Source organism: Candidatus Puniceispirillum marinum IMCC1322 (genome assembly GCF_000024465.1).
Taxonomy (GTDB): Bacteria; Pseudomonadota; Alphaproteobacteria; order Puniceispirillales; family Puniceispirillaceae; genus Puniceispirillum; species Puniceispirillum marinum.
Genome location: NC_014010.1, coordinates 1,489,890 through 1,501,553, shown reverse-complemented (window position 1 = coordinate 1,501,553; position 11,664 = coordinate 1,489,890). Strand labels below are relative to the sequence as shown.

Here is an 11,664-nt window from a genome sequence, read left to right as displayed (position 1 = left end):
GATTAGTCCACCAAGAATTTATCAATTTCTGACTGTGTTGATTCACCCGACGCCTTAGAGAAAGACCAGGTTAACTCTTTGCCAGACGAGACATCCTTAAAGACTGCATGCATCGTCTGGTTTTCATCATAGGAATAAGTCACCTCAACTTCTTGTCCAGCAGGACGATCTGGAGGTAAGTCCAATGTTTGTTCATGGATAACCTTCACAAACCTAGGGTTAGTCTCAGGACTCTTTGATTCAGTGATTGTGCAGTCAATTGCTGACTGACCATCAAAAAGTGTGTGGTAAGTCTTAGTGACTGAACAGGGAATTGATTCCCCCTTTTGTATGATGATTGAGTTAACCAGGTCCTCTCCTTTAGACTCGGAGAATCCAACCGAAATTGTTCCAAAACATTCGTTCGTGACCTCAGACACATTCAGTTTAGAAACTGATTTCTTCTGAATTTCAGACAGTCCAGCACCATCGCTCTTATATGCGGCGTAAAGGCATGCTCCAAGAGCCACAACCTCATCGACATTTACAGTTGAAACTGGATCTTGTTTGAAGACTTTCTTTGCACAATCAACCACACACGGAATTCTTGTGCTACCTCCTGCTAAAAACACTGAAGAAATGTCTTCCGGACTGACATTTGCTTCATCTAAAGTCGTTTCACACATCATTTCGATTTGTGCAATTAAACTTGAAATAGACTCTTCAAATTCAAGACGAGTGACATCGATTAGATCTCTATCTATCTCAACTGTTGTCCGTTTTCTGCCAGAGAGTGATTTCTTCTCTTCTTCAACATCGTTGATTGGGAAGTCTTCCTCAGTCAGATCTTGTCCTGTCTCTTCTTTATATTTCTCTGAAATTAATTGCCAAAGAACCTTGTCAAAGTCATCTCCACCTAATTTGTGAAGTCCATTCGATGCCACAACCTCCACATCTTGTCCCTTAACCTTTATGACAGAAACATCGAATGTCCCTCCACCCAAGTCAAAAACCACATATGTTCCAGATAAATCTCCATCGGACTGATATGCATAATAGAGTGCAGCAGCTGTTGGTTCGTTAATGATGTATTTTACATTTAATCCTGCAAGTCGACCTGCTTCCATCGTGGCATCTCTTGCCTCTTGAGAGAAGTTTGCAGGAATTGTTATTACGGCTTCTTCTATTTCACCAACCTTATCCTCAACATCACTTTTTATCTTTTTAAGAACAGCAGCACTCAATTCTGTTGGGGTAAACTCCTTACCCCCAATTTTGTGTGTAGACGATGAACCCATATCCCTTTTGAACCGGGCAGCTGCGTTTTTCTTGTCATTTCCCCATTGCCGTCGAGCTCGTTCACCTACAACAATTTCCCCTTTTATCTTAGCAACGCATGATGGAGTAATGTTATCGTCACGATCGTTATTAAGTATTGAAGGACGACCACTTTCATCGATATATGCAACCGCTGAAAAGGTTGTTCCAAGATCTATTCCAACATAATTTGACATTTACTCGTCCTCCTCAGAAAGCAGAGACTTAACACGGTAAATTGAGACCCGAGATGGAATCACGACCTCTGTTTCTCCCTCTCCAACCAAAACATATCCCGCCGATTGAATATCAGCGATCTTAAAATCTTTATCTGCATCCTCTGTTTCAATAACAGTTGGATCATCAGCAATTTGTGGACCAGCATCCCTATAATCAGATCCAACTTCTGGTATGAATTGTTCGACACCACACTCTTCCAATGCGTCTTGCATGAGACGAACTAAATATCTGTAGTTCTTTTTATGTTCATCTTCGACAAACTCTCCCTCCATCTCTCTGAGAGATCGATCTACTCTCACAAACCTCATCAAAAACCGTTTGAAAATCTTAGAGTCATACCCTTTCTTTAATCTGGATATTTCCTCATCGCGAAGAGTTAGAGCATCTTGCAAAGTGAGAAAACTTTCTAACAAGTCGTTGGACTTTTTAGTTTGTTCTTCAGTGTCTTTTTGAACACGAGCAAGGGAAGACTGAGACTGAGTGTGTTGTAACTTCCAAACATCAATGAGTTCCGAAAGTATTTGTCCCCACCTCTCTGGCACCAGAGCTGGACCATCCTTCAGGTAAACTGAACGGATGTGATAGTTCCAAAAAGAAATAACTAGACTGATTACGGTTATGCAAATTAGACCAAAAACAAGAATCCAGTGAGTTGTCGGTTGTGCATAGGATTCAGTTTCTGTCCCCAAAACATATGAGAGGTTAAGGAACAAAGAGGCAAAGAAAAGGGTGGCAATCAATCCGATTCCACCCACTTTTAATAAAGAGAAAGATCCTGTTTCTTTGACACCATTTTCAGGTGTCTCACTAACATCAGTCACTCCAGAACTACTGAGTTCGATATGGGATGTCTGTTCAACATCTTTAGTCGGATCATCAATATTTTTGGTGTTTTTTTTTGAGGACATGTATCTCAACCTGATAATTAGATCTAATTTATTGAAACAACACATTTGATGGTTGTCAAGTCATGGGGAAATCAATGTCCTAACTTCACTACCGTATCTAAATCTTCACACATTTTCTTTGCGACCGTGATTGCTTCTTCTAGGGTTTGATAAATCATCAAAACGGTAATGCCTTTGCAGAACCCTTTTGGTTTCCCTTCGTCATACTGGACGCAAACTCTTTATCTCTTACTTTTGCGTGTGAGTAGTAATCCTCAATCATTTCAACCGATGTTCCCATATTGATTGCTAACTGATAGATGGGAACTTCGTTGATACGCATCGTTGCGTAGGTATGTCTTAGAGAATAAAGGGTTCGATTGTTTCCGTTCTTGTCTTTCCTCAACTTCGTGTCCTTGAGGAGCGTCTCAAATGAACCCCTGTATGTTCCAATCCTCTTTCCGTCTGGGTGACAAAAGATAAACTCTGTTCTGTCAAAATCGTCATCCGTTTTACCAAGTTCATCTCTACGATATTCATAGATTCGTCTTATGTATCTCTCTGTGCCTGCGTTTGCGATTACATCTCTTTTTCCAGTTTTACCATCCACAGAAAATAAGAGCCTTTGTTCTCCACCATTAACTTCAACTTTGTCCAAATCAACCCAACGAACATTCCTCATCTCACCAACACGAATACCTGTGTTCCCCATAATGAGAACATAGTGTTGAAGGTAGAACCGTTCTCTGTGTCTTTTCTTGTCATATCCGTTCAATCCCCTTTCACCTTTACAGGGTTCTTCAACCCACTTGCGTAGGAAGGTTGTGAGTTTGTTCCATTCATCTTTGTTGAACTCTGGGCGAGGGTTCTTCTTTAATGATGGAACAGGGATTGTTGGAATGGATTTGATGTAATCTCTATCTAACGCAAACTTGAAAAACAGGTTGAGTGCAGCACGAGTTCCTCTAATGGTTGAACTTGCAAGGTTCTTGTCTCGCAAGTATTCCCCCATCATTTCTTGTGAATCTGTGTTTGTGATGTCGGCAATTGGTTTGGACTTGAAGTAATCAACACAAACACTTTTCACCTTTTGTGAGTTTTCACTGATGTATTGCTTACTCTTATTCATTGAGACTAGCGGGAGATACTCCAACCATTCTTCGTAGGTTTGTTTGACACTCTTCCCTTGAAGAGAACCACCCTTATCAACTTTGTTCTTAACCTCAAAATATTTGTCTAATGCAACTCTCTCTGCGTCCTTTACATCAGTTCGTTTTGTGCTGAGACGAATATAACCAGACGCACCTTCGACACTTATGCGTGCCTGCCATTTCTTTACTTTATGGTCGGGTCGTTGATACAGGATGACTTTACCGTCACCCCTCACATCAATCTGGTTTATCTCAAACTTGCCCAACTATGCAGCCTCTAAAACCTTGTAAACAGTTCCAACACCAACACTCAAATCCTTCGCAATCTTGCGAATGCCCACACCCTGTTCTTTCATATATTTGATTGAATGGATGAGTCCTTCGTTCAAGTTGGAAGGCCGTCCAATATGTTTTCCTTGTGACTTTGCCCGTTTTTGTCCTGCCAAAACTCTTTCTCTAATAATCCCTCGCTCAAACTCTGCGAACACGCCACACATCTGAAACATCATCTTCCCAGAAATCGAACTGGTGTCGATTCCACTCTGGTGGATATACAAGTCACATCCAACCGAATGGATTTCATCGAGGAAGGAAACTAAGTGTTGGAGGCTCCTTCCAAGTCTATCAACACTCCAAACAAGGATAGTGTCGAAGTCCTTTTTGACAGCCCCTTTGATGATGTTGTCAAACCCTGTTCTCTTGTCTCTACCCTTTGCACCAGAGATTCCTTCATCATTAAACTCTGCAACTACAGTCATTCCCTTGCGTTCTGCAATCTCTCGCAATACCATCAACTGGTTTTCAGTGGTTTGTTCATCAGTGGAAACACGACTGTAAATGGCACATCTAGTCATCAAAACACCTCATTCACTTTTGTCCTATAAGTGAATCATAAGTGAATAGATATTTGGAGTCAAATAGAGGATACAATACTTTATAAGTTATTGATTATATTGATTAAATAAAGGTGATAGTAGGATGAAACATCCTGTTCCTAATCTGTAGGTAGGGGGTTCGAGTCCCTCCGGGATCACCATTCTCAAAAGTTTAATGTATTTATCAGTGTGTTGTGATCCACTGGCCTTGATCCACTGACCTTGATCCACTGACCTTGATCCACTGGCCTAGATCCACTGGCCTTGATCCACTGGCCTTGACCCACTGGCCTTGATCCACTGGCCTAGCGTGCCACATCAGATCGATTTCAAACCAATATCCAAATTTATGTTGCTTCTGGCCATATTGGGTTTGCTGGCGATCGTCTTGCCTGTCTGATTTATGGTCTAGCTGAATATTAACATGGCTCTGCCAGACTATGATGTGGCTTTATGCCTTGCAAAGGTTAACAAAATCCTAAGAAAATCTGCGATTCGCATCATATTAATAGCGCAATGGTTGTGTTTTATTATTATCAGAAAATTTTGGAGGTGATACATTTGGCTTGTAGTATGAAAAGGGGTAAATAATATTTATGTATATAAACAATATTTTAATAAAGATTAATTTAAAGTTAATCGTCTTTGGTTGTTATTAAGGCCTGTCCATTAGGTTCACATTCTATAAGTTGTATAAAAATTAGCATTTAACCTAAATTTTACTTTATCTACCTATGATATTACGACTGTTCCAGTCCTTGCCCCCAAGACTGGAGATGTCGCGCTTATGAATGCGTACTCAAAATGCCTAGTAAATCGCACCTTTGTGACGTGCCGCCTAAACGGTTTCATAAAATTACCAACCACAAAACCCTTGATATCACTGAGCAAGATTCAGCGACAAATTGGGCCTTTTATAGCCATGAGCGTGCTTTGCGTGCTGTCTGGATGTGGCGGCGGCGGTGCAGGCGGATTGTCAGTAAGCGATGTGCCACCAGTTGAGGACGCACGCTTTGATGTTAACGATATTGGCGTGCCGACAGATAATATGAATGACAGTGTTGACGATGACGCTGTTACCCTTGCGCCATCCTATTTCGAGACGGAGGAATATTGGGGCAATGCCTATGGTGCCTCACCTTTGGCTGTTACACATTTCAGCGATGCTTACGCGCGTGGCTGGACTGGGAAAGGGAGCCTAATTGTTATTGCCGATACAGGCATTGATGTAAGTCATGCTGATCTTGCGGGCCAAATAAAATATGGCATTGATCTTTCAGGCACTGGACTAACTGACACCAATGGTCATGGCACGCATGTGGCAGGTATTGTAGCGGCGGCTAAGAATGATATCGGAATGCATGGCGCTGCGTTTGATGCGGATCTGGCGATCGCCAAGGTCACTAACGGGTGGAGTTACAGTTTCCAGATTGCACGCCAGGCAGCTGCTTGGGGTCGTGATTTGGGTGCTGTCGCAATCAATATGAGCGCGGCTTATCAACGCGACATCAATTTTGAAAATACTCTAGTGAAGCTGGATGACGGCGCTTACTACAGCACGCATGCTTATCATGGTGTTAATGGCTACTATAATAGTCTGGGCGAAGCCTATGCGTGGAAAGCGGCTCTGGGTCCAGATCAGGTTCTGGTCAAGGCGGCTGGCAATGATGGAACCATTTATAGTGCTGGTCATAACCAGATGGCTACAGCCACAGACGATGATGGCGCGCTGATTCTGGACGGACAGATGCTGATCGTTGGCAATTGGGATGTGGATGGTGAGTTCCTGCGCGGCAATGCGGCTGGCAATGTGTGTGTGACCTGGGTCGGTGATCATTGCCATGATGCGGCAAAAATACAGGATAGCTTCATAATGGCCCCAGGTACCTATATTTACAGCACTTATCACAATGGTGATTACGCTTATCTGACAGGTACCAGCATGGCGGCACCAATGGTCGCTGGTGCCCTGGCTGTGGTGCATCAGATGTGGCCGCATATGTCAGGTAAGAATCTGGCAAAGCTGTTATTGGTGACGGCGGATAAAACCGTTTCGGGATATGATGTCAATCTGCATGGTCAAGGCCTTCTCGATATGGAGAAGGCAACCCGGCCTTATGGTGCTGTGGGGATCCCGACAACAGGACGGGCGGCGGGGTCAGTGGCGGCGGTGTCTGGTGGTGCCATGATTGCAGGCGCAACGCCTGCACAATTTGCTGCATTTGACCAAGTTATGGTGTTAGATTCATTTGAACGGGATTTCTATGTCAATCTGACGACGCGAATATTGCCAGCAAATATGCCTCGCACTAGCATCGCGCGCGCCGGCGGCATTACGGATCACTACGCGGCCTATTTTAAATCTGATCAGCGTATTGCGCTGCCCATTCTTCTTGGTGATTGGACGCGGATGACGTTGGGAGCAGGCATGTCAGAAAATGAATTTCTGGGCAACCGGCTTAGCGGCAGTTTTGGGCAGGTTAAGTCAAGCAATACTGCTTATATCAACATTGACTATAACCGCGATATATTTGGGTTGAATGGTTTTGCCCAGTTTGCTGGCGGTATGACACATCCCCAAGTTGAAACAAGGGAAAGTTTGCTGGCAGGTGTCAGCACCATCTTATCATCAAGCTGGACGGTGGGAGCCGAAATTCCAACGCATCAAACAGACGTTAATGCGCCATCAAGAATAGGACTAGCTATTAGCCAGCCAGTCACAATTGAACAAGGACAGCTGAATTACAATATTCCTGTTGCACGCACTAAGGCTGGTTCCGTACTCTATAAACATCATGCGGTTGATCTGAAACCAGCCAAACGCGCGCTTAACATTGCTAGCTATTATGACCAGCCATTATTTGATGGTATGGGACATATGCGTCTTTACGCCGAAGTTCAACATAATCATGCAAGTCGTAAAAGTCAGCGTGCGTCGCGCATAGGCTTTGCGTTTTTTATGACATTATAATTGGGGTAGTGATGACTTATCGCAAGCGGCCGAAGAAAGTCATGCGCGCGGCTTCGGATAATGCAATGTCAGGCTCTGCATTATAGGCAAACACCACCAGAATACGACAAATTGTGCCGATGGTGGGGGTCACACGGTGCATTGAATTACGCCCGCGAAACATCACTAATGTACCAGGCGTCATTGTTAGACACTGGACTGGCATATCGCCATCAAGCACGGCTTTGACGCCTTTGAAATTCAATTCGCCTTTACCCGCATCGCGAAGATCGCGCACATATTCGAAGGCACCACCTTTTTCGGGCGCTTGCAAAAGCAAGGTGATGGCAAATGATGAATTATCAAAATGCCAGCCTAGTTCTTTGCCATCTTCGGCAAAGTGGACATTCACTGATGATAGTGGGTCGGCATATTCATAAAGTGTGTCTTCGCCAAGCACGGCACAGGCAAAATCACGAAAAGCGGGCGCGTCATATATGATATGTAGGCCGGAATCAGCCGGAATCTGATCGGTTGTTATACATCCTTTAGACGAAGATATCTGACGGTTGAATATATGATCATCACCCAGATTCGGGTCGGGCTTGGTCAGATAGACATTGTGTGACGCGCTGGTATAGAAGGCCAAATGCTTTTGGCTTTCTGCTTCTTTAACAAGCGCATCAATGGTGGTTTGATGTAAAAAGTCCGGTAGCGTTAAGACACCGTCACGGTTAAGCTGATCTCGACAGGCTTCACGAAACTGCACATTATTTAGTGGGCAGGCTTCAAGATTGATGATATCTGCAAGCTCCATCATGCATGGCTTCCAAGCGCTATATTGTCAATCAACCGTGTCTCACCAAGCAGGGCCGCGATCAGCAGACGGTTTTCCGGTTCATAGGCCTGAACTGGTGCCAAACTGTTCCCATCGCGCAGATCAAAATAATCAATTTTATCGAACCCTGCATCAAGCAAGCTTTTTGTGGCGGTGTCGATGAGTGCTAAGGGATCATTGCCCTCAAGAATATTGCCAGCAACATCACATAAAGTGGCATAAAGCTGGGGTGCCAGCTTGCGCTGATCGGGCGATAGATAACTGTTACGCGATGACAGTGCCAGACCGTCAAATTCACGAACAGTCGGGTGGCTGATAATATCGACAGGCACATCCAGATCACGCACCATCTGCCGTATCACTGCCAGTTGCTGGTAATCTTTTTCACCAAAAATGGCAATGTCGGTTGGCACCTGCATAAATAGTTTCATGACGATGGTCGCAACACCCATAAAGAAATGCGGGCGATGTTTGGTTTCAAGGTCCAATGCCACGCCGCCAGGTATAATATTTGTAGCATGATCGGGTGCATACATGCTTTGTGGGGCAAAAACCACGTCGGTACCACCAGCCGAACGGATGGCTGCCATATCGGCATCAAGCGTGCGCGGATACAGATCAAAATCCTCATCCGCGGCAAATTGTGTGGGGTTGACAAAAATTGTGACAATGACGTGATCTGCCAAACTATTGGCGGTTTGTATTAGGGCAAGATGCCCGGCATGGATAGACCCCATCGTTGGCACTAAAGCGCTTGATTCACCTTGCTGACGCCATTGCATTAACAGGCTGGCAAGGGTTGGTTTATCAGTGATCAGTTGGGTCATGATCCTTTATCCGCTTAGGACTATTTTTCAGATTTAGGCCAGAACAAATGTTCATTGCCCGGAAAACTACCGTCAATCACGGCGGCGCGATATGCACTCACAGATTCGGTGATGGCAGGATTAAGCTGGCCGAATTGGCGTACAAATGTAGGAATAAATTTGTCAAATAGGCCGACCATATCATCGGTTACCAGAATTTGCCCATCACAGGCCGTCGAGGCACCAATGCCAATTGTTGGTACAGAACAAGCCACGGCAATGTCTTTGGCGACGGGCTCGATAATGCCTTCCATAACGATGCCAAAGACGCCTACATTGACCAGGGCGATCATATCAGCATGTAACAATGCCGCTTCATCAGCTGTTTTTCCAGTTATCCGGTACATGCTGGCTGAGGATGCTTTTTGCGGTAGCAAACCGATATGTCCCATCACCGGAATGCCATTTTCAACCAGCAACTTGATATGTGGTTTGAGACTGGCGCCGCCTTCGAGTTTGATAGCGTCGGCACCGCTTTCCTGCATGATTTGGGTGGCTGTTGTCAGTGCCTGTTCGGGGCTAGTTTCGTAACTTCCCGCCGGTAGGTCAACAACGACAAGGGCCTGTTTAGTGCCCCGCATGACCGCCTGAGCATGACGGATCATCATGGGGATATCTGCGCCTTGGGTGCTGTCCATGCCGTAAAGAACCATCGCCACCGAGTCGCCGACAAGCAACAAGTCGCAATGCGAATCAAGGATTGATGCCATAGGCGCTGAATAGGCTGTCAGGCAGACAATTTTGCGTTCAGACTTTAGCGCGGTGAATGTATCAACAGTCATCTTTGTTGGCATAGGGTTACCTATAAAGTGTTGAAATGCACGTCATGTGCATTGGTCACTATCTACGTCTCTTTCGCTGTTACTATCACAATAGGCTTGGGCGGCCTATGAATTTCTATGTGATTTCTGTTGGTTCCCCTAGCATATCAGTCGGTAGCATAGATCAGTAACCAATGGCACAGCCGTCTTTTCGGGGGTCTGATCCCCCATGTAGCATATCTTCTTTCCAATCGATCCAGATAGCCTGTGACCCCCCGATTGGTGTTGTGGCTTCCACAATATTATGCCCCATCTTAGTCAGTGCCTCTCGGGTTTCGGGCGAAATGGTGTTTTCGACCTCGACAAACGCGCCATGCGGGTCAGCAAAGAAGCGGGGCGTGTCCTGAGCTTGTTGCACATCCATACCATAGTCTAATAGGCGGGTCAGAAAGTGCATATGGCCAAAGGCCTGATAATCGCCTCCCATGACACCAAACGGCATCACGGCTTTGCCGTTGCGCGTTAGCATCCCCGGGATGATTGTATGAAGTGGCCGTTTGCCTGGTGCAATGCAATTTGGATGTGCTGGATCAAGCACAAACCCCATCCCACGATTTTGTAATAGAACACCTGATGCGGGCGCCAGAATACCTGATCCAAACCCATGAAATACGGTATTGATCAAGCTACACACATTCCGGTCTTTATCGACAACACTGATATATACTGTGCTTTTATGGCGTGGTAGCGACAGATCAGGCAAAGGTGATGTGGCAACGTCTGGATCAATTGCGGCCCGCAAGCTGTTGGCATATTCGGCACTTAGCAATTCATCAACCGGAATAGTGCTGAAGTTTGGGTCACCAAGATAAAGTGATCGATCACGATAGACCAGTCGCCCAGCCTCAATTTCATGATGAATGCGCTGGGGCGAAAGCGGGTCATCGCCAAAAGTTGAAATGTCTTTCATGATATTCATAAGCAATAAGGCAAAAACCCCCTGACCATTTGGTGGGCATTCCCAAATGTCATGGTCACGATACCGGGTTTTGATTGGTGTTACGTAATCACCAATAGCCATGTCAAAATCAGCCTGTGTATGAAGCCCGCCAAGGCTGTTTAATTTCGCCAGAATATCATTTGCTACGGCACCTTTATAGAAACCGTCACGGCCATATGTGGCAATCGTTTCCAACGTCTTTGCTAAGGCAGGTTGCTGATGCCGTTGCCCCATCTGATAGGGTTCTCCATCATCCAGAAACAGGGCGGCGGTATCAGGATCGCTTTTTATCACTTCATTTGCGGCGGCAAAATCAAAGGCAATACGCTGGCCAATTGGATAGCCATCCCGTGCATAGGCAATGGCTGGTTGTAAAATATCGGCAAGCGGCTTTTGCCCATGATCGCGCGTGAGTTGGCACCATGCGTCAACCGCACCCGGAATGGTCACGGCATGCGGCATGGTCTGGGTGATGTGGGTGATGCCGTGATCCTGAAACCAGCTGACATCAGCCGCCAGAGGTGCGCGTCCTGACCCATTAAAAGCGACGATGGTTTCACTGCCTGCTGGGGCATAAAGACAGAAACAATCTCCACCAATGCCTGTTGAACCTGGCTCGACAACAGCTTGCACAGCACAAGCGGTCAGCGCCGCATCCATAGCATTGCCGCCATTCTTGAGCATGGCAATGGCCGCTTCACTAGCCAGTGAATGTGATGTGCTGGCCATACCGTGTGGGGCAATGACAGGTGAACGACCTGGGGCTTGAAGATTACGCATATAACTCTCTCAACATTTTG

General features: G+C 45.5%; 9 protein-coding genes. 1 reads left to right on the top strand and 8 read right to left on the bottom strand.

Features of this window, described 5'->3' with window-relative positions:
* Positions 1-2: 2 nt before the first annotated feature.
* The 4 genes from SAR116_RS06970 to SAR116_RS06955 all read right to left on the bottom strand — a co-directional run bounded on the left by SAR116_RS06970 (position 3) and on the right by SAR116_RS06955 (position 4,428).
* Positions 3-1,493 carry an Hsp70 family protein gene (locus SAR116_RS06970; RefSeq protein WP_013046225.1) on the bottom strand — a complete coding sequence of 497 codons (1,491 nt, stop codon included), beginning with the start codon at positions 1,491-1,493 and terminating at the stop codon, positions 3-5.
* Positions 1,494-2,444, bottom strand: a complete 951-nt coding sequence (locus SAR116_RS06965) for a hypothetical protein (RefSeq protein WP_013046224.1) — start codon at positions 2,442-2,444, stop codon at positions 1,494-1,496.
* Positions 2,445-2,601: 157 nt separating this feature from the next.
* Entirely contained in the window at positions 2,602-3,840 is a 1,239-nt protein-coding gene (locus SAR116_RS13285; RefSeq protein WP_049757503.1) for a tyrosine-type recombinase/integrase, read from the bottom strand.
* Positions 3,841-4,428, bottom strand: coding sequence for a recombinase family protein (locus SAR116_RS06955; protein ID WP_041860834.1), 588 nt, complete (start codon positions 4,426-4,428; stop codon positions 3,841-3,843). It abuts the gene before it with no gap.
* 943 nt (positions 4,429-5,371) lie between these two features.
* Here SAR116_RS06955 and SAR116_RS06950 point away from each other — a divergent pair.
* A complete protein-coding gene (locus SAR116_RS06950) occupies positions 5,372-7,420 on the top strand; it encodes a S8 family peptidase (RefSeq protein WP_041860833.1) in 2,049 nt (682 codons plus the stop codon).
* 16 nt (positions 7,421-7,436) lie between these two features.
* Here the strand turns inward: SAR116_RS06950 and SAR116_RS06945 are convergent, their stop codons facing one another.
* From SAR116_RS06945 to ggt, 4 genes are all read right to left on the bottom strand, one after another.
* Positions 7,437-8,219 carry a HalD/BesD family halogenase gene (locus SAR116_RS06945; RefSeq protein ID WP_013046221.1) on the bottom strand — a complete coding sequence of 261 codons (783 nt, stop codon included), beginning with the start codon at positions 8,217-8,219 and terminating at the stop codon, positions 7,437-7,439.
* Positions 8,216-9,064, bottom strand: a complete 849-nt coding sequence (gene panC, locus SAR116_RS06940) for a pantoate--beta-alanine ligase (protein ID WP_013046220.1) — start codon at positions 9,062-9,064, stop codon at positions 8,216-8,218. Before panC ends, SAR116_RS06945 begins: the two co-directional genes overlap by 4 nt.
* Positions 9,065-9,084: 20 nt before the next feature.
* A complete protein-coding gene (gene panB / locus SAR116_RS06935) occupies positions 9,085-9,897 on the bottom strand; it encodes a 3-methyl-2-oxobutanoate hydroxymethyltransferase (RefSeq protein WP_013046219.1) in 813 nt (270 codons plus the stop codon).
* Positions 9,898-10,048: 151 nt separating this feature from the next.
* Positions 10,049-11,644 carry a gamma-glutamyltransferase gene (ggt, locus tag SAR116_RS06930; RefSeq protein WP_013046218.1) on the bottom strand — a complete coding sequence of 532 codons (1,596 nt, stop codon included), beginning with the start codon at positions 11,642-11,644 and terminating at the stop codon, positions 10,049-10,051.
* Positions 11,645-11,664 lie beyond the last annotated feature (20 nt).

Coding starts and splice junctions, on each gene's coding strand:
- SAR116_RS06945 (WP_013046221.1), bottom strand. CDS start 8,219: ATGATGGAGCTTGCAGATATCATCAATCTTGAAGCCTGCCCACTAAAT.
- SAR116_RS06955 (WP_041860834.1), bottom strand. CDS start 4,428: ATGACTAGATGTGCCATTTACAGTCGTGTTTCCACTGATGAACAAACC.
- panB (WP_013046219.1), bottom strand. CDS start 9,897: ATGCCAACAAAGATGACTGTTGATACATTCACCGCGCTAAAGTCTGAA.
- SAR116_RS06950 (WP_041860833.1), top strand. CDS start 5,372: ATGAGCGTGCTTTGCGTGCTGTCTGGATGTGGCGGCGGCGGTGCAGGC.
- SAR116_RS06970 (WP_013046225.1), bottom strand. CDS start 1,493: ATGTCAAATTATGTTGGAATAGATCTTGGAACAACCTTTTCAGCGGTT.
- ggt (WP_013046218.1), bottom strand. CDS start 11,644: ATGCGTAATCTTCAAGCCCCAGGTCGTTCACCTGTCATTGCCCCACAC.
- panC (WP_013046220.1), bottom strand. CDS start 9,064: ATGACCCAACTGATCACTGATAAACCAACCCTTGCCAGCCTGTTAATG.
- SAR116_RS06965 (WP_013046224.1), bottom strand. CDS start 2,444: ATGTCCTCAAAAAAAAACACCAAAAATATTGATGATCCGACTAAAGAT.